This is a genomic window from Bartonella sp. AA56HLJMS (assembly GCF_042197145.1).
Classification (GTDB): Bacteria; Pseudomonadota; Alphaproteobacteria; order Rhizobiales; family Rhizobiaceae; genus Bartonella.
The window spans coordinates 155,590-180,648 of the sequence record NZ_JBHIRL010000001.1 but is presented as its reverse complement, the minus strand read 5'-3'; the positions used below and the strand labels follow the sequence as shown (position 1 = coordinate 180,648).

General features: G+C 37.1%; 12 protein-coding genes. 9 read left to right on the top strand and 3 right to left on the bottom strand.

Annotated features, from left to right (window positions below):
- Window positions 1-581: 581 nt before the first annotated feature.
- Together ACFINI_RS00690 and ACFINI_RS00685 are read right to left on the bottom strand one after the other, a co-directional pair.
- Window positions 582-5,240 carry a translocation/assembly module TamB domain-containing protein gene (locus ACFINI_RS00690; protein WP_375645392.1) on the bottom strand — a complete coding sequence of 1,553 codons (4,659 nt, stop codon included), beginning with the start codon at window positions 5,238-5,240 and terminating at the stop codon, window positions 582-584.
- The gene (locus ACFINI_RS00685; RefSeq protein WP_375645391.1) at window positions 5,240-7,204 is read right to left on the bottom strand and encodes an autotransporter assembly complex family protein; all 1,965 of its coding nucleotides are present in this window, start codon (window positions 7,202-7,204) and stop codon (window positions 5,240-5,242) included. Before ACFINI_RS00685 ends, ACFINI_RS00690 begins: the two co-directional genes overlap by 1 nt.
- A 407-nt stretch (window positions 7,205-7,611) precedes the next feature.
- Between ACFINI_RS00685 and ACFINI_RS00680 the strand changes: the two genes are divergently transcribed.
- The gene (locus ACFINI_RS00680) at window positions 7,612-9,144 is read left to right on the top strand and encodes a YifB family Mg chelatase-like AAA ATPase (RefSeq protein ID WP_375611373.1); all 1,533 of its coding nucleotides are present in this window, start codon (window positions 7,612-7,614) and stop codon (window positions 9,142-9,144) included.
- Between the two features lie 11 nt (window positions 9,145-9,155).
- Here ACFINI_RS00680 and ACFINI_RS00675 read toward each other — a convergent pair whose 3' ends face one another.
- Entirely contained in the window at window positions 9,156-10,061 is a 906-nt protein-coding gene (locus ACFINI_RS00675) for a transporter substrate-binding domain-containing protein (RefSeq protein ID WP_375638154.1), read from the bottom strand.
- Window positions 10,062-11,289: 1,228 nt separating this feature from the next.
- On the opposite strand from ACFINI_RS00675, the gene gyrB reads away from it, so the two are divergent.
- The 8 genes from gyrB to ACFINI_RS00635 all read left to right on the top strand — a co-directional run bounded on the left by gyrB (window position 11,290) and on the right by ACFINI_RS00635 (window position 24,575).
- Window positions 11,290-13,722, top strand: coding sequence for a DNA topoisomerase (ATP-hydrolyzing) subunit B (gene gyrB, locus ACFINI_RS00670; protein WP_375611371.1), 2,433 nt, complete (start codon window positions 11,290-11,292; stop codon window positions 13,720-13,722).
- 118 nt (window positions 13,723-13,840) lie between these two features.
- A complete protein-coding gene (ubiE, locus tag ACFINI_RS00665) occupies window positions 13,841-14,623 on the top strand; it encodes a bifunctional demethylmenaquinone methyltransferase/2-methoxy-6-polyprenyl-1,4-benzoquinol methylase UbiE (protein ID WP_375612796.1) in 783 nt (260 codons plus the stop codon).
- Between the two features lie 2 nt (window positions 14,624-14,625).
- Window positions 14,626-16,212: a 2-polyprenylphenol 6-hydroxylase gene (ubiB, locus tag ACFINI_RS00660; RefSeq protein WP_375620872.1), complete on the top strand. Its 1,587-nt coding sequence runs from the start codon at window positions 14,626-14,628 to the stop codon at window positions 16,210-16,212.
- A 69-nt stretch (window positions 16,213-16,281) separates the two neighbouring features.
- Entirely contained in the window at window positions 16,282-17,703 is a 1,422-nt protein-coding gene (gene coaBC, locus ACFINI_RS00655) for a bifunctional phosphopantothenoylcysteine decarboxylase/phosphopantothenate--cysteine ligase CoaBC (RefSeq protein ID WP_375645390.1), read from the top strand.
- Window positions 17,704-19,582: 1,879 nt separating this feature from the next.
- A complete protein-coding gene (locus ACFINI_RS00650) occupies window positions 19,583-20,281 on the top strand; it encodes a sulfate transporter family protein (RefSeq protein WP_375620874.1) in 699 nt (232 codons plus the stop codon).
- A gap of 1,006 nt (window positions 20,282-21,287) precedes the next feature.
- Window positions 21,288-22,208, top strand: a complete 921-nt coding sequence (gene accD / locus ACFINI_RS00645) for an acetyl-CoA carboxylase, carboxyltransferase subunit beta (protein ID WP_375645389.1) — start codon at window positions 21,288-21,290, stop codon at window positions 22,206-22,208.
- Between the two features lie 4 nt (window positions 22,209-22,212).
- Window positions 22,213-23,532 (top strand): bifunctional folylpolyglutamate synthase/dihydrofolate synthase, encoded by a 1,320-nt coding sequence (locus tag ACFINI_RS00640; RefSeq protein ID WP_375645388.1) that lies wholly within the window; start codon window positions 22,213-22,215, stop codon window positions 23,530-23,532.
- Window positions 23,533-23,576: 44 nt separating this feature from the next.
- Complete coding sequence (locus tag ACFINI_RS00635) at window positions 23,577-24,575, top strand: complex I NDUFA9 subunit family protein (protein WP_375629158.1); 999 nt, start codon at window positions 23,577-23,579, stop codon at window positions 24,573-24,575.
- The last annotated feature ends 484 nt before the right edge of the window (window positions 24,576-25,059 follow it).

Below are 25,059 nucleotides of genomic sequence, written 5' to 3'. Positions count from 1 at the left end.
TCGTGAATTGTATAACGATAAATCCATTAACCCCCTCTATCTTTACGCTTATGGAGTAACAAGCCGGCACCACTCACACTATTCTGCCAGTCCCTAATGTTGCGACAGCTCTTAGCTCTCGAGATGATTCATAAGAGGCATTTTTAGTTATTTCTTAATAGTTTTATCCACACAGGATTCTCCGCTTGTAGCATACAAGCCGAATGATTTTGATTGATTCAATACGAAAGAGATTCGTACGATATTCAAAGTTCTAATTCAAGTTGAATAACAATAAATTATCTTTATAAATCAATATATTGCACACACTACATTCTTTAGGCAACAGCACGATATGGGCTTGAAAACAAGGTAAGGTATTTCTCTAAAATAAATATATAGCAGCAAAATAACATACTATCTTTCGTGAAGATTTTGTCCCTTTAGAGAATAGCATAACAAAAATCAAATATTTCAGATACATCTCTTCACGCCTCAACAAAAAGCTTCTTCTTTTATAGGATTTCTAGTCTATGCCTCCTTCCTCAGATTTAGAAATGAGAGACAAAAAACGAAGAAATTGTTTTTTTAAAATTCAATCTTTAATAATCTCTTTCATAAAAGAGACCTATACTAGAATTTTGTTCATTTCCTATGGCACCTTTAGCTTTGAGATGACGCGAAATATCTAAATTAATTGTCCCTTTCGTCGTTCCATCAGACCCTGCTTCAAAGCCCAAATAAATATTATTGTGTATGTAGCGTCCAATACGTAAGCCTGTATTCCCCTTCTCATTAACGATAACATCAAGATCATCAAGTCCAATTTTAGTTCGTAAAGTATTCAACAAAGATGTATTAGAACTACCTGCAAGATCAGCCGCTGCTGCTGCAAGTTGAGCAATCTGAAATGGTGATAATTCATTAAGAGAGCGTTTAAAAATCAAACGCGCCAAAATCTCATCCTGAGGCAAATTTGGTTGTGATGAAAAATTAATATCAAGATTATCAACCGACCCACTTACAGTTACAGTGACACGAATATCACCACTGTTATTGTTGGTTACAAAATAAACCGTAGGATTAAGATTACCACTAAAACTCGCTTGTCCTTGATCAAAATTAAGACGTTGCGACAAGATATCAAAACGTCCACGAATCATTCTAAATTCACCAACTGGATGCACATCATTCAATGGACCTGCTAGATTAATGCGTCCTCCCAGTTCAGCATCTAAGCCTTTTCCGCGTACAAAAAATTGATTGCGTGCTGTAATACGCATATTTGATAGCACGACAGATGAAGATTCTTGTGTAACTATACGGCTTTTGCTTTTGTTCGTGTTCTTAACATCAGCACGTTCAAGTGTTGTTTGAATCGATTTAGTTAAATTCTTATTTCTAACATCAAGAAACTTGGCACTTTTAAAATGATCAGGAACAAAAACTTCAGCTTTTTCAACGATGATATCACCACCAAGAACAAGACTATTAAAAAAATGACCTGTCATTGTCATCTCACCTGATAATGTTGCCAGAATCATAGAACCATCATTATAATTGGCATTATCAAGATGAAATATCAAATCTGTCTCTAGATCATTAGAGATACGACCTGAAGCAGAAATTCCTCCCCCCTCAAACGAAGAAGCTGAAGCTTTTTCTATAAGGATATGATCACCTTTCAATTTGCCTTCAATTGTTATATTATTTAATCCTACATTTGTTTGTGAATCAAAAAAGCTACCGTCGCCTATAGAAATATTTCCTATCAATTGTGGCTTTGATAATGACCCATTAAGAGCTGTATCAATTCTTGCTGTACCCGTTATATGTGCACCACGCTTAGCTAATAAGAGATTAACAAAATCAAGAGGCATTATCCCTTTAACGTTTAATTTTGCCTCTGAACCATTAAGAGATACAGGCCCATGGATGGAAAGATCTAATCCTTTATCTCCAGTAGCTATCATATTTTCAATATGAAATGTCGATTTTTTATAAGAACCACGAGCATTTATATTGATTGACATCGGTCCTTTATGCGTCATAGCGGTTAAATTTTGACTAGAAAGCTCAAAATGAGCAGATGGATCCTTCATTGTTCCACCAATATCAACTTTACCTATCACTGTCCCATCAAGCGCTTGTCCTGCAATAAAACCATTCGCCAAACGTGCAGATAAATTTTGCAAATTAATACGAAGATCAAGCGCATTTTTCTCTAGAGATACACGCCCCTGAGCTTGTGCTTGTACTCCTTCTCCTGTTAAATTTGCATTCAAAGTAAGATTTTGATCTACAGTGTTTCCCGTAGCAGAAAGAGAAAAAGGCATAATTTTTTTATCTTGAAAAGCAACGGTTGTCAGTCCCTCACCTTTTATATCGTAAGTTATATCAGGTTTTTTTAAATGACCACGAATCATAACCTGCCCTGTTACACTCCCTGCTGCACCAAGATCGGATTTCCACAAATTGACTAAAGTAGCAGGAAGGGCATTCATTGTAAGTTGTAAATTCAGGGTATCTTGAATATTTCCTGCTAAGATGATGTTGCCCCCATTTATTGCAATTCCTAATTCATTGATTGTCATTCCATCTTTATCAAAAGAGATTATAGATGGCTTCGGCAATGTTGCATGAAAAGTATGTTGTTTTAAGTCCACAGCTTCAATTTGCACTTCTCGTTTTATACTTTCTGGAAGTTCCTCAACCATTAAACGACCAGAAAGCCGTGCATTGAGAGTATCATGCAACGTCGCCTGGACAGTAAAAACCGTTTGTCCATTATTCCTATCAGCGTGAGCATTTAAACGATTGACCATTACCAAAGGTGTTTGAATATGTTCTGCATTGATAACTCCTTCAAACTGAGTCATGCCAAAAGGATCGAATATGTCAGCATCTATTGCCAATTTTTTTATTTTATTCTTGGAAAAATTCAAATGGTTAACATGCGCCTTCACATTGGTTTTTTGTCTGCCATTTTGTTCATCAAAAATAAAATCTCCTTTTACTTTTCCACTACCATCCTGCAAAAATAACGCTGAAAGTACGGAAATATCATCGGCATCAATATGCAGCGCTCCTTTCAAAAAACCGCCAAGTTGTTGAGAAAGATCACCCGTTATTTTTGCACTTCCCCCTCTAATATCGATATTTTCAAGTTTTCGAATTTTATGAGAATCTTCAAAAGAGGCCGATAAATGCAAAGGTTTCTTAGCAAAAATTCCTTCACCCTTTACCACCCCTGTTAAAGAAGTAACTGGTGCTGTATTATCTACAAATGCATCTATGTTAAATGTTGTGTTTTGAAGTTTCTTCCCTACAATTAATGCTTCAGAAATATGGGCACGCGTATTTAGTTTTATATGGCTATTGCGCCCTCTCGCCGTACTTTGAATTGTAAGTGCACCGCTTATCTTTGAGTCTAATTTGGACAAATCAGATATTTGAGCAGATAGATCCATTTTAGCGCTTTCATCTGAAAAATAACCATTAGCCTCTATATTTGTATATTGATTTTTCAAATTAAAATGACGTAAAGTGAAGCCCTTTGTATTTCGAGCAGTGCCACCTGAAAGAGTAGTATTTCCTTTGAATAAACGATCAAAAGACTGCACGCCTATTTTCATATCGTCAGCCATTCCTGATAATTGGAGATCAAAAATGCCACTCAATAAACTGATCGTTCCTTTGGCTTTAATATCTGCATTACCAGAAAGTGATTGTTTACTGAACACTTCCAAAGGAGTTAATGTTTGAGCTTTTAAACCGAGATCGCCTTTAAAAACAAAATTCTCCATTGTCCCTTTTAACCAAGAAGAAAAACCCTGAGCCGTAACACTCAGATCATGAATCAAAATTGGTTTGTTCGAAACAATATCCGTATCTAAATGCACATGAACCGCTTGGCTTAAATTTTCTACTAACGCTCCCTTAATCTTTTTAACCCCTTGAAGCGTCCCTTTAACCTGAACACCAACATGACGAGAAGCTGCATTATCAAGATTTTCGCTTACTCCTCCCATATCAAAAATTGCATCGCGAATATAAATATTTTTATTGCTTAAATGATTTACAACCAACCGCCCATTCCAAGATTGTTGACCTTCGCGACCATAGTCAATGTTCAAAGCAAGAGTATTCGCAGGTTTTGGCACTTCTGATATAGGTAAATGAATAGACTCCTTTTCGTTATCAAGAGCCATTTTGCCATCAACAAAAAGCCGTCGCAAGAATCCATCAGCGGTTATTTCAGCATTGGCTATAACATTCATTGCTTTGTTCTGAATAACTATCTGATCAAGGTGTGTCACACCTTCTTTTGTTCTTCTTGCCTTTGCTTTTAATGTTATATCAGATTCGAAGAGACTACGATATTGAACAGGTATTAAAGGGCTCAGTGTTCCCTCTAATTTCGTAGAAAAACTCTGTCCTTCTGGAACACTTGCAAGAATAACATTACCATCTAAAATAGAATGATGATCGGACTCTAAAGAAAGTTTGATAACCAAATCATCAAAAGTACCATCACCTTTCACGACGAGACTTAATGCTGGACGTTGTTCAATGTTAAAAATATTCGCCAAAATACCATTTTGTGGTTCGTTAGCAGAAATATCAATTTGAGCTGTACGATTACTATCAGATATCTTGGTGAGAACAGAAAAAGAACCCGGTGCATCTAAACGATGCGCCGCTATATCGACATCAAAATTACCACCAGCCAAGGTGAAATTGCCTTTTAAGGACATATCAGCAGAAAAACCAAAAAGATTCTGTTCAAATGTCACATGTTGAGCTGTAAGCGTATTGATAGAAAGAGCAAGCGGTAATTTTGGTAAAGAGAATTTACCAGTCTCAAGGGAAGAAACAAAAGAAGAATTGCCTTGCGGTTTGCGTAAAAATGTAACCTGTTCTGCCGAAAGCTGGTTAATATCCATCCGCCCTCTCAGCAACGCTAGACGATTCCAATCCATTTTAGCATTGGTAATTTTAAGCCAAACCCCTTTTTTATCACTGACAGTAATAGTATCAATTGATGTTTGAGAAGACAGTGTCCCTTGCATATTGTGTAAACGAACTTGACGATTAGGCGCTGAAAGCTTTCGTTCAATTAAAGAAACAAACCATGAGCGATCATCTGTTTTCATTTCGCTAGAGGGAAGAATGTCTCCTCTTTGCGCAAAAACAAAACCACCCACCCCAAAAAACAAAAATACAAAGAAGAAAGCTGATAAACGTACACCTTTTTTCATTAAAATGCTTGCCCTATACCCACATAAAAACCAATGCGAGGGTCACCCTTCTCTCTCTTTAAAGGAAAGGCTAAATCAACGCGTAAAGGACCAAGACCCGTCATATAACGACCTCCTATACCGGCTCCCCATTTAATTTTTTGAGAAAAATCAAAATTCGCCTTTTTCCCTACTAAACCTCCATCAAGAAAACTGACAAACCCTATTTTATCATTTAAAGAAACACGCAATTCTGCTGACCCCTCAATAAGCGCCCGTCCACCAACAACCCCATCATTTTCTGTTTTGATACCAATATTACGGTAAGCATAACCACGAACAGAACCCCCACCACCAGCAAAAAAAAGCGTATTTGCGGGTACTTGTGCTGTATCATTCCCAAGAATTGTACCAAGCTTTGCCCGCGCAGCAACAACAAAACGATCCCCTTCATCCAACGCCCAATAAGAACGACCTTCTGCTGTTACTTTTGCAACAAAGTTGCTAAAACGCATCTCATAAAAAGGCTCAATGAAAACTTCACCATATAAACCTTTTGTTGCATTAAACTTATTATTACGACTATCGTAAATCAAGCCGCTAGGGAAACCGATTGTTGTAAAATTACGGCTCCCAAAATAGATATCACGTGAATAACCATTTGAAACTTCTACAGCAGCCTGTCCCGATAGATTACCATTAAAAATATGCGTAATACCTAATTTTCCTTTGATGGCTTTTGTCGTATAATTTTCTAAAACATCTTGTTGTATTTTTAATTCTGATCTGAAATCTGTATCTGGCGTGAGTACACCGGGCTTTACAAATGTACCACCGAAAAGATAATCAAAATTTTTAAAATTATATGATTGCTTTTTATTGCTACCAACACCACTTATTTTTGTTTCAATTTTAAGAGTCTCTGCATGACCCAAAAGATTATTATGCATCCAATAAGTCTCAAAACCAGCACCGTCTAAAGTTGAATAGCTACCGCCTACACCAAAACGACGCGGTTTACGTTCTTGTACAACAAGTGCAAGCGGTAAACTACCATCTAGATTAATAGTATCAGCCTCACGTATATTGATAGCACGAAAAACACCAAGGCGCGCAAGACGTTCATTTGCCTTAGCTAACGCATCAGAATCGTATATCTGCCCTGGTTTCAATCCGGTCATCCACGCGATATAAGCTGAATCTACACGTGGTTTCTTACTTATATTACGCACACTTAAAGGACCATAATAAGCCTTTTGTCCAGGACCAACAACAATCCGTCCTTCAACACGCAATGTAGCATGATCAGCCACGACTTCACTCTTCATAATTTTAGCTTTAGCATAACCTTGTTGCCGCCATCCTTCTATCGCCCATTTTTCTGCTTTCAAAATGGTTTCAGATTTAGCAATAGCCCCAAATTTATAGCCCAATTCTTCAATTGTGGGCATTTTATGCGCTTTACGTTTTTCAAACGGAGCTACTTTATCAATATTGGCAATACTAAAAACATATTGTGGACCAGCATTAATTGTAATAACGATATTCGATTGTGCTGGAAGTTGAGTTACCGGACTTAAATCAGCGACTTCTAAGCCATTAATTTTAATACTAATAACACCACCATAGCGTCCATCAGCATAAAGAGCAGAAAGAATTGCTCGATAATCTGAACGCGCCTTGGCGAGCAAACCAGAAGAACTGGCGGATGCTTTCTCTTTATCAGCAACAAGAGAAGAAACAGATTTAACTATTTTTATACCTTCTAATGGTGCACCTGGCGGTGCAACAACATCAACTTTATAAAATTTCTCTGTACTTTTGGCATAATGTGAAGAAGAATTTGTTTTCTTTTGACCAAAAAGAGGGATGCCGAAAAAATCAAATGCAGCAAGTGGCTGTGAAAAAGAAAAAGTAAAACACAAGCCTATAAATACACAGCGCACAGTCCCTGATTTTAACAAAATTCTTGTCTGGTATACCATAAAATCAGATACCTTATAATACACTTTGCATCTACTACGCTTTAAATAATATAAAAATAAGAAAGGTAAATATAATTACTTTGCACATTTTACACGTTTTATCACATCAAATAACACTCTGCGATACATAACGTTATCCTCCCCTTATATTTTCATAAAATTTTGCACTGTTGTATAACACGAACAGCCTCATTCTTTTTTTCTTAACATATTTATTTAGCTTATTATAAATGTTTTATTGCGTCCCATATCATCATGGTTAAATTTGTACAAATGACTTTCCATGGGAATGCTAAAAACTGCCCACGTATATAGTTCTCTCTATAAAAAAAGCTATAGAGATGCTTCTTGATTTTTATAAATAGATATGATTGTCTCTACCAAGTCTAAAGGGGGAAAATAAATAAATGATCGCACGTATTACAACTGTTGCTTTTCGCGGTCTAGAGGCAGTCCCTGTCGATGTACAGGTTATGATTTCGTCTGGTAAAATAGGAATGGCTATTGTTGGATTAGCTGATAAAGCAGTTGCAGAAAGCCGTGAACGTGTACAAGCAGCCCTCCACGCTTGTGGACTTTCTATGCCTACTAAACGAATTACGATTAATCTTGCACCAGCTGATTTGCCTAAAGAGGGATCGCATTATGATTTGCCAATCGCCGTAGGCTTAATGCTTGCTATGGGAATCCTCCCTCCCGAAGTAGCTCAAGACTATGTCATTTTAGGAGAATTATCACTGGATGGTTCACTTACCGCCGTTAATGGTGTTTTACCAGCTGCCATGACAGCTTTATCACTCGATAAAGGACTAATTTGTCCCTTCCAATGTGGACCTGAAGCAGCATGGGCAAATGCAGAAATAAATATTCTTGCCCCAGAGACTCTGCTCACTATAGTCAACCATTTCAAAGGGACCCAAATTCAAAAACGTCCACAACCGCGCCAATATACTATCGAAACTGAACTTCCAGATCTTTGCGAAATCAAAGGACAAAAAACAGCCAAACGTGCCTTAGAAGTTTGTGCTGCTGGACGCCATAACCTTTTGTTTGTAGGTCCCCCTGGTGCTGGAAAATCTATGCTAGCGCAACGCTTACCTTCCATTTTGCCACCTCTTGATAGCCGTGAGCTTTTAGATGTCTCTCTGATTGCTTCTATTACAGGAGAAACGGTTCATAATACCATTTCACTTCATTGTCCCTTTCGTTCCCCACATCATTCTGCTTCCATGGCCGCAATGATTGGTGGAGGGCTTAAAGGACGACCGGGAGAGGTCTCCCTTGCTCATAATGGTGTGTTATTCCTTGATGAATTGCCTGAATTTTCTCCACAGGTTCTTGATTCTCTTCGTCAACCTTTAGAAAGTGGGGAGTCAGTTATCGCCCGCGCTAATCACCATATTAGCTATCCTGCTCGCTTCCAACTTATTGCCGCAATGAATCCTTGCCGTTGTGGTATGGCAGGCGAAAAAGACCATGTTTGCCCTAAAGGGATACGCTGTCAAATCGATTATCAGTCCCGTATTTCTGGTCCTCTGCTTGACCGAATTGATTTACGGATTGATGTCCCTGCTTTGACGGCTATGGACCTTATGCAACCAGAACAATCAGAAAAAAGCTGCGACGTTGCCAAACGCGTCGCACGGTGCCGTACCATTCAAGCTAAACGTTTTTCAACAATGGGGTTTGATCATATTCGTACCAATGGCGATTGCCCTGCCAAAATTATAGAACAGATTGCCATTCCTGATAAAAGTGCGACCATACTCTTACGAGATGTGAGTGAAAAAATGCACCTCTCCGCACGCGCTTATCATCGCATTCTCAAAGTTGCACGCACAATTGCTGATCTTGACGGATCAGATACTCTTTCACGCTATCATCTCGCAGAAGCTATTTCCTATCGACTAGGCGCAGAAAGATTAACAGCCCTTAATTAAAAAACTACTCATCAAAAAAAACTTATTGGAAAATAACGCAAATAAAGTTCTGTAAGTTTACCATCCTCTTCTAGAGATTTCAGCGCATAATTGAGTATATCAACCAATTTTTCATTCTTTTTTGCAACAGCAAGCTGCATTCCTTGCCCCAATAACTGTGGCGCCATATATGCCCCCCCAACAAAATGGCAGCAATCAACAGATTTTTGTTTTTTGAACCATAATGATAAAGCAAATCCATCATCAAAAATAAGGTCAATTTTACGCTCTTGTAATGCTTTATAGAGCTCTTCTCTCTTTTTAAACCCTTGCCATTTGGCTTTAGGAAAATAATATTGAAAGAGTTTTTCGTGAACACTTTTAGACAAAACACCACTGGTTAAATGTATCAATTGATCGCTTATTGGCTCATCGAGATTTAAACGTCGAGAAGCAACAAATCGCGCTGGAAAGCGCAAATATGACTTTGTAAAAACAAGATCTTGCTGGGTTTTACTTGTTTCTTTTAAACCCGCAATAATGACTTCTGCACCACCATTTTTAACATGTTCTACAAGCTCTTTCCAAGGAATCACTTCTATTTCACAAAGCTTCTCTAATTTTAATTTTGAGCAAATAGCACGCAATAAATCGATATTATAACCTGCAAGATACCCCGATTGATCAATAAAATTAAAAGGAGGAAAATCAAAAGTTGTTACAAAACGCAAACGAAAGATATCCGTTGTATCAGGTTGTACCAAATGTTCATGCGAATCAAAAAAAGAAGGCAACCTTTCAGCTTCTGCGTAAGAGGAAAATAGAACCCCCCCCGCTACAAATAAAATACGAATAAAAATATTGTATGGATTATTGAATAAAAAGTACTGTAAACGCAATTGAAGATGTTTCACATATATAGATTTTTTTATTTTCAAAATCTCTCCCCCATTTTTCAAAACTAAGATGCAACACTTCTTAACTATTATCTAACGCACTTCACCAAAATATCTGGCGTTTAATAAATAAAATTCTTGCTATTTTTGAAACCATTGAAAATGCTTAGATTTCTGATGTTAATTTTCCAAAATGAATATATAAAAAGTAATTTTAGAGAAAAGCGATTTAATTTTTTAATATAAGAAATAAGCTGTATATACTTTATTGCGTATCTTAAAATATTAAGACCATTTCCTTGCGTATCACAACCTGGGAAGTATATAGATACTATTGAAGAAAAGAGTAAAAATACCCCTCAAATGCCGAGGGTTTTCTCAACATTAAGGTTGCATCAACATTTAAGAGCTGAAAAATAAAATGATGATTCTGATTTGCACTTTATTGTCACGATGGGAAAGATGGGGGACATAAATCTTGTAGTATTCACAGGGTATTTTGCGTTATACTATTCAAACATCGTTGTAAAATGAGTTTGGGAACATTGAGAGATGCTCCTTAAAAAAGCGCGTGAATAAACAGTACAATGGCGTTTTGTTTTGAATGAGCGATGCAACCTCACGAGAATGCAAGAAACAAAAGCGTAAGATAATTCGTCATTACCCTCATTATTCAAAAATATCACCGTAGACGTTTTTTTAAATTGTAAAGTTGAATATAAAAGATGATCGTGGAAACGTGTTTTTACATTTACGCATTTATATTTTCCTCAAATGAAGCTTTTTTCACATTTTAAAGATGACACAAACCAATATACACAATATTTTCGCCTCAATCTAACATACAAAAGTTTGAACTGCTTAGAGAGCTCGCAACCTTTGTTTTAAATATATGGTAGAATTAGGATTGAAAAATTGATTTATGGATAAAACAAGTGAGACCTTTATTAGTGTAACACAAAAATGCATAACTAATTCTGAAACATTACGCATATGCAAAAATAAACAAAGTAAATAGCATCGTTTATGAAACAGCTTTTTGTATAAGTCATAAGTGTTTATTCGCCTTATATCACGCCCTAGTGTTTTACAGCATAACAGTACACTATCATTTTATCATTCTCTCCATTATATATCGACAGATATTGAATCTAGATCTGATATACGGTAAATATTTAATGTGGTTATTCCATAGATAACTGATCAGAACATTGAGCTTTAAAGAAAGCGGATAAAATATTGTAAATTGAACACAGGAATGGACTAACTTATGAGTGATGAAATAACCTCACCAGCACAAAGCAATAACTATGATGCCGCTTCTATCAAAGTTCTCAAAGGTCTTGATGCTGTACGCAAACGTCCTGGTATGTATATCGGTGACACTGATGATGGATCGGGGTTACACCATATGGTCTATGAAGTTGTAGACAATGCTATCGATGAAGCTTTAGCCGGTCATGCAACTCTTGTAAACGTCACACTCCATGCTGATGGTTCTTGTTCTGTTCGTGATAATGGACGTGGAATTCCGACAGATATCCATCCAACAGAAGGTATTTCTGCCGCTGAAGTTATTATGACACAGCTTCATGCCGGTGGAAAGTTTGATCAAAACTCTTATAAAGTTTCAGGCGGATTACACGGTGTTGGTGTTTCTGTTGTGAATGCATTATCCGTTTGGCTTAAATTGCAAATCAAACGCAATGGTAAAATTCATGAAATATCATTTACCCACGGGGTAGCTGATGCTCCATTAAAAGTTGTTGGCGATTGCGATCAAGAAAGTGGAACAGAAATTAGATTTTTACCAAGCTCTGAAACCTTTACTATGGTTGAGTTTGATTTTGAAACTTTAGAGCGTCGTTTACGGGAATTAGCTTTTCTAAATTCTGGGGTTTATATTCTTCTTGTTGACGAGCGTCATGCTGATATTAAATCCGTTGAATTGCATTATGAAGGTGGATTAATAGAGTTTGTGAAATATATTGACCAATCAAAAAAAGCTCTGCTTGATACTCCTATTTATATTGCAAGTGAAAAGGATGGTATGAGCGTTGATGTTGCCCTGTGGTGGAATGATTCCTATCATGAGAAGGTCTTGTGTTTTACCAATAATATCCCTCAGCGTGACGGTGGAACGCATTTGATAGGTTTCAGAAGTGCCCTTACACGCCAAATTAATGGCTATGCTGAATCTTCAGGTATTGCTAAAAAAGAAAAAGTGAACTTAACCGGTGATGACTGCCGTGAAGGATTAACAGCTATTCTTTCTGTCAAAGTTCCTGATCCAAAATTTTCTTCACAAACAAAGGATAAGTTAGTCTCTTCTGAAGTGCGCCCTATTGTTGAAAGTTTGGTCAATGAAGGTCTTTCAATATGGCTGGAAGAACATCCTCATGAAGCAAAACTTCTCATTAGTAAAGTGGTAGAAGCTGCAACAGCACGTGAAGCAGCACGCAAAGCACGTGAACTTACAAGACGAAAAGGGGCACTTGATATCACTTCTCTACCAGGAAAGCTTGCCGATTGCCAAGAACGAGATCCCGCAAAATCAGAAATCTTTATTGTCGAGGGGGATTCGGCTGGCGGTTCAGCAAAAAGTGGGCGCTCACGTCAAAATCAAGCAATTTTACCCCTTCGTGGTAAAATCCTCAATGTTGAACGAGCACGTTTCGACCGCATGCTCTCATCTGATATGATTGGAACACTTATTACAGCTCTTGGAACGTCTATCGGTAAGGATGAATTTTCGCCGGATAAATTACGTTATCATAAGATTATTATCATGACGGATGCGGACGTTGATGGAGCCCATATTCGTACTCTGCTGCTCACTTTCTTTTTTAGACAAATGCCCGAGTTGATTGAACGTGGACATCTTTATATTGCTCAGCCTCCTCTTTATAAAGTATCGCGTGGAAAATCTTCCCAATATATTAAAAATGAAGCAGCGTTTGAAGAATTCTTGATCGATACTGGATTAGAAGAAACAACGCTTGAGCTTTCAACGGGAGAAGTTCGTGCAGGGGCTGATTTGTATCAACTCGCTAAAGATGCTCGTATATTACGTCAACTTTTAAATGGTCTTCATACCCGTTATGACCGTAATATTGTTGAACAAGCAGCAATTGCTGGCGCTTTTAATCTTGAAGTCTTTGCAACACAAGAAAAAGCGCAAAAAATAGCAGATACTACAGCACACCGCCTTAATCTGATTGCTGATGATATGGAACAAGGTTGGAGTGGACAATATACAGCAGATGGAAGTTTATGTTTTGAGCGTATTTTGCGTGGTGTTAAAGATGTTGTTACGCTTGATGTGGGACTTATAAATTCAACTGACGCACGCCAAATTGATCGCATTTCTCAAAATTTTATCGACATATATCATCCTCCTGTTCTTTTACGTCGCAAAGATAAAACAGAGCGTATTTTTGGTCCTATGAGCCTTTTAGAGAGCATTTTTACAAACGGTAAAAAAGGTGTTACTCTTCAACGTTATAAAGGTCTTGGGGAAATGAATGCTGAACAACTTTGGGAAACAACGCTTGATCCCAATGCACGTTCTCTTTTACAAGTAAAGATTAATGATGCAACCGATGCAGATTCACTCTTTTCTCGTCTCATGGGTGATGAAGTTGAACCTAGACGTATTTTTATTCAAGACAATGCCTTAAGCGTTGCCAATCTTGATATCTAAAGGTACTCTTCTGTTTTTGGCTGTGTAAACGTCGTAGTTTTATACGTTGTTTTTTCGTAGTTGAACATTCCCTCTCTATTTCATTTACGATAAAAGAAAAATAAGGAAGATCATATACATGGCAATTGAAACAGAACGTGTAGGAACCAAGGGTGGCATGGAGCACTCTTTTGGTTTTACAATAGTAGATGAAACACAAAAACAATCCATGGTGGATGGTGTGTTTCATTCTGTTGCTGAAAATTATGACAAGATGAATGATATCTTATCCTTAGGGCTACACCGTGTGTGGAAAAATTCCATGATTGCTTGGCTTTCCCCACCAGCACTTTCTCATTGGAAAGTTCTTGATGTCGCTGGCGGTACAGGTGATATTGCTTTTCGTATTCTTAATGCTTCACGCCAAAAAGCCCATGCTACAGTGCTTGATATTAATGGCTCAATGCTCAGCGTTGGCAAAAAACGCGCACAAAAAAATGGTCTTGCCCCTCTGATTGATTTTGTTGAAGCCAATGCAGAAAATCTACCTTTTGAAGATCAAAGCTTTGACGCTTACACGATTGCTTTTGGAATTCGCAATGTTCCTCATATTGATCAAGCTCTTAGAGAAGCTTTTCGTGTTTTAAAGCTCGGTGGACGTTTCTTATGTTTAGAATTTTCAAATGTCGAGATGCCTTGGCTCGATAAAATTTATGATCTTTGGTCTTTCCATGCTATCCCTAAGCTAGGTCAATTTATCGCAAATGATGGCGATGCTTATCGTTATTTGGTTGAATCTATCCGCAAATTTCCTAAGCAAGATGATTTTTCCCATATGATCAAGCATGCGGGGTTTTCGCGGGTATCGTACCGCAATCTCACCGGTGCGATTGCAGCGCTGCATTCAGGTTGGAAAATTTAAAAATGGTGCAAATTTCCCCTTACTTTCAATTGATGCGTGCAGGATGGGTTTTAACACGTGAAGGTGTTTTAAGTGCTCTTCCTCATGATGATCTTCAAGGATTTCCAGCGCTATGTCATCGTATAGCGAATGCATTAGCACGACGCAAAACAAAAAAGAAACAGCGATCTGAAAATATTTCATATGCCATTAATAAGCTTGGACCCTCTTACATAAAACTTGGTCAATTTCTTGCCACAAGACCTGATATTGTTGGGCGTGATATTGCGGAAGATTTGTCACAGCTACAAGATCGTGTCCAAACATTTTCTTGCACTGCCGCTATTGCTCAAATTGAAAGTTCTCTTGGTCGCTCTATTGATGATTTATTCGTAAATTTTTATCCCCCCATTGCCGCCGCTTCTATTGCTCAAGTTCATCCAGCTGAATACAGTGATGAAACTGGCCATAAGAAAAAATGTGCTGTAAAAGTTATTCGTCCCAATATCAGAGCACGTTTTTCTAAAGATCTTAGAGGATTCTATCTCATTGCTCATTTACAAGAGCGCTATATCCCTGCCTCTCGAAGGCTTCGTCCTGTTTGTGTGGTAGATACTTTAGCACAAACAACACGACTTGAAATGGATTTACGCTTAGAAGCAGCAGCTATATCTGAAATGGCTGAAAATATTCAACATGATACAGGCTTTCGGGTTCCACGTATTGACTGGGAACGGACAGGACGTAATGTTCTTACAATGGAATGGATTGATGGTATAAGAATATCCGAAACTTCCAAACTCAAAGAGGCAGGATTTGATTTGAAGGCGCTTGCTATTACGCTTATTCAATCTTTTCTTCGTCATACACTGCGTGATGGTTTTTTTCACGCCGATATGCATCCTGGTAATTTATTCGTAGATGAAAAAGGATGTATTGTCGCTGTTGATCTAGGCATTACAGGAAGGCTTGGCAAAAAAGAAAAGCATTTCCTTGCTGAAATTCTTTACGGCTTTATTACCCGCGATTACCATCGAGTTGCACGTGCCCATTTTGAGGCAGGCTATGTTCCTTCACACCATAATATCGAAAGCTTTGCACAAGCCAATCGCGCTATTGGCGAACCAATTCACGGACAATCAGCACAAAGCATTTCCATGGCTAAATTGCTCACTTTATTGTTTGAAGTCACTGAATTATTTGACATGCAAACGCGACCTGAACTTTTATTGCTGCAAAAAACGATGGTTGTCGTGGAAGGTGTTGCCCGCACATTAGACCCCACTTTTAATATGTGGAAAGCTTCTGAACCCATTGTCAAAGAATGGATTAGTAAAAATTTAGGACCCGTAGGCGTTGCAAAAGACTTTAGTGAAGGAGCACAAGCTCTCCTTTCGCTGGCACGCAAAACACCACAATTGGTTCAAAATTTCCAACGAATAGAAGAAGATTTCAATCAAATGAGAAAAACAGGTTTTAATCTTTCTCCTGCTACCCTCAAACAACTTGCTGTGGAACAAAGCCACAGAAACCGTTATGGTCGTTATAGTCTTTTCATCATTGCACTTTGTTGCGCTTGTCTTACTTTTTACTTTTTTCATCTTTTCTAATCTCCTTAATATGCTAAAAATATCAACAATGAAATCATTGAAATCATTTTTATTTCTTGGAGGTATTTTATGGCCAGTATTACTATTCGTAACCTGTCTCTTGAAACCAAAGAAGCTTTGCGCATACGCGCCGCGCAAAACGGTATTTCTATGGAAGAAGAAGCCCGCCGTCTTTTAAGCAATCCCCCTACTGACACCACACTCCCCTCTCATGCCAGTGCTGTTGAAGTGCAATCATTGAAATCAAAATCTCTCCTTCTTATTATTGGTGGAAGTATTGCATCTTATAAAGCCCTTGATTTGATTCGCCGTTTACAAGAACGTGGAGCACATTTAAAAGTTGTGATGACAAAAGCGGCGCAAAAATTTATTACGCCTTTAGCCGCTGAAGCTTTAAGCGGTGGTACTGTATATACTGATTTATTTTCACGCGAAGAAGAACATGATATCGGACATATCCGATTAGCACGTGATGCTGATCTGATTATTTTAGCTCCTGCTACAGCCAACCGCATTGCAAAAATAGCCAATGGCATAGGAGATGATCTGGCTGATTGTGTCCTTTTAGCAGCACGCTGTCCACTCTTGATTGCACCCGCCATGAATCCAGCCATGTGGGTGCATCCAGCAACTATTCGTAATGTTGCACAATTGCACGCAGATGGCGTTCATATCATCGGACCAGAAATCGGAAATATGGCTGAACGTGATGAGATTGGATATGGACGTATGAGCGAACCTTTAACTATTGTCGCTGCTATAGAGAATCTTTTGAATGTGCATGAAAAACCTCTTTTTGGCCGCCATTTCATCGTTACCTCTGGTCCTACCCATGAACCAATTGATCCAGTACGTTATCTTGCTAATCGATCCTCAGGTAAACAAGGTCATGCCATCGCAACCGCTCTTGCACATTTGGGTGCAAAAGTAACACTTATTTGTGGACCTGTTCATCTTGCAAACCCACAAGAAGTAAAAACAATTCATGTTGAAACAGCACAACAGATGTTAAAAGCCGTTCAAACCGCATTGCCTGCTGATGGTGCCATCTTTGTTGCCGCTGTTTGTGACTGGCGCAGTCAAACGCAGTCTTTACACAAAATTAAAAAGAATGCTCATAAAATACCACCATCCCTTGATATAGTCGAAAATCCTGACATTTTAGCAACGATTGGACACGCTCCAAACCGCCCCTCATTGGTCATTGGTTTTGCTGCTGAAACATGTGATATCATTGCCAATGCGCAAAAAAAATGTGTTGAAAAAGGAGCTGATTTCATTCTTGCTAATGATATTTCTCTTCAAGTAGATGGTACAAGTGTCATGGGTGCTGATACAAATCAAGTTTATCTCGTAAGTAGAAAAAAAGTTGAACAATGGCCTCATATGAGTAAACAACACGTAGCGCAAAAATTAGCAAACGTGATTGTATCATTTTTTGCCCCCCAAACATCTACTCCTCATGAGAAAAATATACCCCTTTGCAAATAAGAACTCTTCAAACGCGTTGATATTAAAACACCTTATAAAATAGAACTGACAATAGGTGTCTATCCATCTCAATTAGTATATAATATTTTTGATTTATAATGATAACCTAGCATTGTTCATATTAAATTAGAATCCCAGACATCGTAAGATTCTCTTATTTCCAATCTCTCTCATATTGAATCAATAAAAATCATTTTCTTGCACGTTTTAAACAAGGATAACTGTATGAATACAAAACGTTTAAGAAAGAACTAAAAGCGCTTATAATGGACCGTCTCAAGCACCAAGGGCTTGTCTCGGACAACACTGAGGATGATGGTGCCAGCGTGCTCTTTTTATTAAGCGTAAAGTTAGTGATGCCCTATAAGTTTTATATTATTCACGAGAGCTTTACCCATATACCATTCACAAACGCTGTTGCGAAATGGGTATGATGAGCGTTGGGAAATGTTTTTTTAAAATCCTATCTCACCCTAGCCTTCATAAAAGTAGAATCTATTGCACCACTGTCTCGCCAGCTTATAAAAAACAAGCTATCATTCACTTTGGCTACCATCAATTTTGACAAAGCTCTTGTAATGGATAAAATTTATAAAAAGCATTTTCTTTCTTCAATGTTTTTATCCCCATATTGGTCATATTTATGATATGCAAATAAATGATTTTGATTGTTTCATAATGAGAGCAGCTAATGAGAAAATATGACAACTTTATTTTGAGCTCTTATTCGCTATGAAAAATAATGTATAAATCAATGATATTATAACATCTCAATGCAATTTGAAGCATATCTCACACTGACGCTTATAAAGAGTGTAGACAAAATTCACTGCACCACTGTCTATAAGTTTATGAAACTGAAGCCTTTATTATTTTCCTCAGTGATCGGTCTTTAAGATTAAATGTGTATGTCCTCTCTCCAGAATACCAAGACCACAAAAACTAGAATTTGATCCATGATATCCTCACATTGTGATGTTTCATGAGAAGCATTTTTATTCCTTTATCGAAAGCTTTGTATCCATACATTGGTCTCGCCTATAATGTGTACGTAAATAATTTTTTGATGTTGAATAGAGTCTTTGAAATTAAAGAATATTTCTATATTTGGGATTCTTATTCAAGTTGAAAATGATCAATTCTCTTCGATAAATTAGTGGTGTTATTATCTAAAAATTATTTGATACAGTGCACCACTTGTATGAAAAGTGCTTCAATGAATGCTTACTTCATTGCACTTATGGCTTTTAAAATTAAAAATTTCATCATTTTTAAGCATCCGTGGTTTCTCCCTTTCTTTGCTTCTTCTCAAAAAACTGCTCTTTTCTATGGGATCTGACGGTCAATCGCCTAAGCTTATTTTTTCCACTTCTATCATATTAATCATTCTGTTGCCCAAAATTAGAATATCTACGGAGCTACTACGTTACCCCTATTCCATTGAACTCAATATTTTTTTGAAAGCGAGAGGCAAAAGCATGCCGCCAAATAGTAGAAAAGTACAGAATTTTAGGAATTGTGCAAAACAATTAAACATTTAGATAAACGAAGTTAGATAACTCTACTGAATAAATAAAAATAAACAACTTTTCTACCAAATAGTTCTTATTCCTTAATTTTTTACATATATCATATAAACGCAATAATCTACACTATGTACAAAAATACTAAAAATTTCTTCTACAACAGCTACTTTGTTAAATTCTTCTTTGTTTTTAAAAATCAAAATTTCTATTTATTCAAACTTTATTTTTAACAAAGAAACCTTAACCGTTTTTTATAATGTTCTTGAAAAAAATCTTGTAATTCAAAGAAAGAAAAAATCATACAATAAATATATTTCTTGTTTTTTTTGCTTCTTTCCTTAATTTACTAATCTATGATTTTTACTGCTGCTTATCGTGCTTTACAACGTCTTCTAACCTCGCAATATCGTATTATGATACTGAAAGCATTGGGGGTTACTTTTTTCATTCTCACCATTTTATGGTTATGTGTGCACCAACTTTTTGTGTCTTACTTTTGGCCCTGGATTGCTCAATTTCTTCCTGGACTCCCTAGTTGGGCGGGATGGATTGGTTTTAGCATGCTTATCATTTTTAATCTTGGTTTGGCTCTTTTGTTGGCTTTTTTGATTGCACCGATCTCAGCTATGATTGGTGGTTTTTTCATTGACTCTGCTGCTGAAATCATTGAAAAAGAGGATTACCCAAACGAGCCTATTGGACAAGCTTTGCCGTTTCAGCGTTCTCTTATCATTTCCTTTAAATTTGTTATTTTAAGCCTTCTTGGTAATGGAATTGCTTTTATTTTATTCTTCATACCAGGTATTAATTTAATTGCTTTTTATCTTATTAATGGTTATTTGCTCGGTCATGAATATTTCTTGTTTGCGGCTTACCGTTTTCGAACAGAACAAGATGCCCGTGCTTTTTTACATACTCATTACACAACGGTTTTTGGCGCAGGATTATTGATAGCGCTTTTTGTTTCGATTCCTATTATTAATCTAGCAACACCGCTTTTTGCCGCCGCCTTTATGACACATTTACACAAAACGCTTTCCCAAAAGACATAGCACGCATCACACAAAAATAATGCTCCTTAACTTTAAATCAAACAAAACTTGTAAGCCCCCAAAAGCATAATATAAAATTTTATGCTTTTCTTTTTATTAAGGCAATATATTGATTTATAATGATAATTTATCGTTTTATGACATGAGTGAAAAACCTAAATATTATGAGGGTTTCTCATTTTAATCCTATTCATATTGGATCAATTGAAATCGTTTGTTAATATGTCATAAACGGAGGTGGTGTGCGGATAAAAGTACTTTCAAAAAAGCGTGAAATATCTTTATATGAATCCTCTTAATGCAAACATTATCGTCGTATTGAAAACTGAAAAAGAATATGATGGTGCCGCTTTGTACCCTCTATTTCAGTAAAAACGGATAGCATAATGTCTTTTATACCATTCATGGAGAGTGTATACTCTTCATAAGAGAGTTTTGGAAATTATTGAAAGATATCTGTGTAAAACAAGCACGTAAATGAGTAATATAATGATATTTTGAGCGTATTCTATTTTAATTGTAAAAAGCGTGCGCTTTAAAGAAACCTTTTGAAAAAAATCTTGCTCTGATGTTAGCGTTTCGCTAATATAGCGTTATTGTATTCATTATCTTTAATGGATTATTTTAGCCTTGTTAGCGCCTTATACTATAAGGTTTCTTTTCTTCAAAACTGTTGATACGAATGATTAATTGGATATTCATTTTTTATTAAAAATAAGGCGTTTGTTAACCATCGCAAGGAGTAAATTTTAACACCAAAGTAAAAAATACAAACATGTAAGTTCTTAGAACTTATGAGAAATTTATTATAGGGAATACTCTTCATGATGCATATGATTGTTATGATATGGGAAAAATTAAAAATTAAAAAACAAGCTATACGTACGCTGATAAAAGTATTAAATAGACTCCTTTGTTCAACCGGTAAAGTAAATGTGACTGCTTAAGTTCTATATTCTTTCAAATCATGCAAAAGATGCACAATATTTAAAGGAAGGTTATAAAGATGAACTGGATTACAAATTATGTTCGTCCTAAAATTAACTCTATATTGGGGCGCCGTGAAATTCCAGAAAATCTATGGATTAAAGATCCTACCAGTGGTGAAATGGTCTTCCATAAAGATCTGGAAGCTAATCAATTTGTAGCTCCCAATTCTGGTCATCATATGCGTATCAGTGCTAAAAATCGTCTCATGCATTTTTTTGATGATGGTGTTTATACAGCTCTTGAAAATCCAAAAGTTGTAACAGATCCTTTAAAATTTCGTGACGAAAAACGCTATATTGACCGGTTAAAAGATTATCGTTCTAAACTTGGGGTTGATGACAATATTTTAAGTGCACGTGGTACGATTGAAGGCTTACCAATTATTGCAACTGTTCAAGATTTCGCCTTTATGGGTGGATCACTTGGTATGGCTTCAGGAGAAGCTATTATCAAAGCTTTTGATACTGCCATTGCTGAAAGGCGTCCGCTGGTTCTTTTTGCTGCTTCTGGTGGTGCACGAATGCAAGAAGGAACACTCTCGTTGATGCAAATGCCCCGTACAACTGTAGCGATTGAAATGTTGAAAGAAGCAAAGCTTCCCTATATTGTTGTGCTGACTAATCCAACCACCGGTGGTGTTACTGCTTCTTACGCCATGCTTGGTGATATTCACATTGCCGAGCCTGGCGCTATGATTGGTTTTGCTGGTCCACGTGTGATTCAACAAACTATACGCGAAACCCTACCAGAAGGTTTTCAAAGTAGTGAATATCTGCTTGAACATGGTATGATTGATATGGTTGTATCGCGTTTAGCAATGAAAACAACAATTGCGCGTATTTTACGCTTGATGATGAAACGCCCTGCTGTTTTTAACCCTTCCGATCCATCCCCAACAGACTCTCAAACATCGCTTTCTAGGACAAAAGCAGCTTAAGTTTATGCAACAAAGTCAAATACAAAGGGTGGTGGATGATTTACTAAGAAATTATCCGAAAAAATTTGATCTTTCTTTAGAGCGTATTGTTCACCTTTTAGAGCGTCTTGGTAACCCACATTTAAAACTTGCCCCTGTTATTCACATCGCTGGAACAAATGGCAAAGGATCTGCTTCAGCAATTTGCCGTGCTCTTTTGGAAAGTGCAGGATACCGCGTTCATGTTTATAGCTCACCTCATCTCGTCAACTGGAATGAACGCTGCCGGTTAGGTCAAAAAGGAGGTGGTCAACTTGTTACAGAAAACCAATTGGCTGAGACAATCCGTGAAATTATAAAAGTAAATCGTCAAGAGCCGATTACTATTTTTGAAATTTTTACAGCCGCTGCCTTTATGTTGTTTAGTATACATCCAGCTGATGTTGTCATTTTAGAAGTTGGATTGGGAGGACGTTTTGATGCTACCAATGTCGTTAACAAACCAGCTGTATCGCTTATTATGCCCATTGATTATGATCATGAGAGCTTTCTTGGAAATACAATTGCTCAAATCGCTTTTCAAAAAGGGGGAATTATAAAACCAAACGTTCCAGTGGTCATCGGAAAGCAGAATTATGAAGAAACTCTTGCTACTTTAATACCCCTTGCCGATAAAAATAAAGCATCTTATGCTCTCTTTGATCAAGATTATCAAAGCTATAAAGAACATGGACGTATGGTTTTTCAAAACAATCAAGGTCTCATGGATCTTCCTCTTCCTAACCTTATTGGAGACCACCAAATTGCTAATGCTAGTGCATCTCTTGAAGCAGTTTATCAAGCGGGTTTTCAACTTTCAGAACAAACCATAAATGACGCTTTGAAAAATATTTATTGGCCCGCACGAATGCAGCATCTTACCCAAGGACTTTTGGTTGATCAACTATCTCCTGATATTGATTTATGGTTAGATGGTGGTCACAATCCTGCTGCAGGAAAAGTTATTGCGGCAGAACTTACACAATGGAGAAAAAAAACAGATCGCCCCATTATTATGATTGCTGGCATGCTTAATACCAAAGATGCTGTCGGTTATTTTCGTCCTTTAGCTAACCTTGTCGATAAAGTATATACGATACCGCTGCTTAACAATAATGCCAGTATCTCTCCAACAGACTTAGCTAAATCAGCCCAAAAAGTAGGAATCCCTGCTGCCCCAAAAGCGCACCTACAAGATGCTTTACATAAAATTAAAATGGAATATAAAGAGGCTATTGTTCTTATTAGTGGTTCTCTTTATCTTGCGGGTGATATTTTGCGTGACAATAAAACACCACCGTGCTAGATAATTAGCTATTTTTAAAGCTTTGAAAGATAGACTTTTTAATCATGCAACTTGATTGTGCACTTTATCAACATCCTAAACTCATTACTGTTTTTGGCGGATCCGGTTTTGTAGGACGACATGTCGTTGAAACTTTGACTAAGCGGGGATATCGCGTTCGTATCGCTGTTCGTTGTCCACAAAAAGCTTATTATATGCTCCAAATAGGAGAAGTAGGACAAACCCAAATGCTTAAAACAGATATCAAGCATCGTGCCTCTGTTGCACGCGCGTTGCTTGGAGCTGATGCGGCAGTGTTTTTGCCTGGTAGCTTAAAACAAGCAAGTCAATCGAATTTTAAAAACACACAAATTGATGGTGTTTACAATGTTGCTGAATTAACAGCAGAAACTGGTATTCCGCTCATCTATATGTCAACACTTGTGGCTAACGAGAATGCTTCATGTCTTTATGCACGTGTTAAGTTTATGGGTGAACAAATCATTCACAACAAGCATCTTCAAGCAATTATTATCCGTCCATCCGTTATCTTTGGACCAGAGGATTGTTTCTTTAACACCTTAGCAGATTTGTCACGTTTTTTACCAATTATGCCTCTTTTTGGAGGTGGACAAAGCAAATTGCAACCCGTGTATGTTGGTGACGTTGCTGAGTTTATCGTGCGCGCTTTAGATGGACAGGTTGCTTGGGGAAAAAATTATGATCTTGGTGGTCCCCAGATTATCACCCTCCAAAATACTCTTGAAAATATACTCAAAATTATTCACCGTAAAAAAACAATCCTATCTATGCCTCTTTCTGTCGGTCTATTGATTGGAGGAATTTTGGGAACAATCGGTAAATTGCCTTTTGTACCAACACTCGTAACAGCCAATCAGATACGTTTTTTGCAAATGGATAACATTGTTTCTAAAGAAGCTATAGAGAATGGATATACTCTAGAAGGTGTGGGTATTACCCCCAGAGCAATGGCAGCATTCTTGCCAAGTTATCTCTGGCGATTTCGTCCACATGGTCAATTTTCCCAAAACCTACTCGTCTAGAATAAATTCTTCCAAAACTGAGTTAATTATTTGATTTATAATTCATAGCGCGTTGTTAGCGGTTTTAAAATCAGAGTGTTCAATAGAGTGATGTTTTTACATTTTTAATGCTCCATTTAGTATCACAAAAAATGTTTAATCGTATATCTATAGTCTTTTGATAAAAATCGTTGAAAACAGGAGAAAAGCACTTCTTATAAACTATCTTTATCCAAGAGCAGGTGCAACATTGGAATCCTAAAGAACCGATTCTGAACTGCCTATCCATAAACATGATAATCTATGGCTTTGCATTTATATTATTTTGCTAAAAAGCTTAATAATGAGATTAAAGTAATTCTTCCTTTTTCAACAACCGCATAAGTGAGTAGAATACGAGTATGCTACTTTCGATATTATCCCATAAAAATCGATATAAAAACTGTAAAGCAATGCACCATTTTTATTATTTAAAAGGTATTCCCTCTGGGGACTTTTAAAAGCT

What these genes read in the sequence shown, in the direction of transcription:
- ACFINI_RS00690 (WP_375645392.1), bottom strand. Translation starts at nt 5,240, where the DNA reads ATGAAAAAAGGTGTACGTTTATCAGCTTTCTTCTTTGTATTTTTGTTT.
- ACFINI_RS00685 (WP_375645391.1), bottom strand. Translation starts at nt 7,204, where the DNA reads ATGGTATACCAGACAAGAATTTTGTTAAAATCAGGGACTGTGCGCTGT.
- ACFINI_RS00680 (WP_375611373.1), top strand. Translation starts at nt 7,612, where the DNA reads ATGATCGCACGTATTACAACTGTTGCTTTTCGCGGTCTAGAGGCAGTC.
- gyrB (WP_375611371.1), top strand. Translation starts at nt 11,290, where the DNA reads ATGAGTGATGAAATAACCTCACCAGCACAAAGCAATAACTATGATGCC.
- ubiE (WP_375612796.1), top strand. Translation starts at nt 13,841, where the DNA reads ATGGCAATTGAAACAGAACGTGTAGGAACCAAGGGTGGCATGGAGCAC.
- ubiB (WP_375620872.1), top strand. Translation starts at nt 14,626, where the DNA reads ATGGTGCAAATTTCCCCTTACTTTCAATTGATGCGTGCAGGATGGGTT.
- coaBC (WP_375645390.1), top strand. Translation starts at nt 16,282, where the DNA reads ATGGCCAGTATTACTATTCGTAACCTGTCTCTTGAAACCAAAGAAGCT.
- ACFINI_RS00650 (WP_375620874.1), top strand. Translation starts at nt 19,583, where the DNA reads ATGATTTTTACTGCTGCTTATCGTGCTTTACAACGTCTTCTAACCTCG.
- accD (WP_375645389.1), top strand. Translation starts at nt 21,288, where the DNA reads ATGAACTGGATTACAAATTATGTTCGTCCTAAAATTAACTCTATATTG.
- ACFINI_RS00640 (WP_375645388.1), top strand. Translation starts at nt 22,213, where the DNA reads ATGCAACAAAGTCAAATACAAAGGGTGGTGGATGATTTACTAAGAAAT.
- ACFINI_RS00635 (WP_375629158.1), top strand. Translation starts at nt 23,577, where the DNA reads ATGCAACTTGATTGTGCACTTTATCAACATCCTAAACTCATTACTGTT.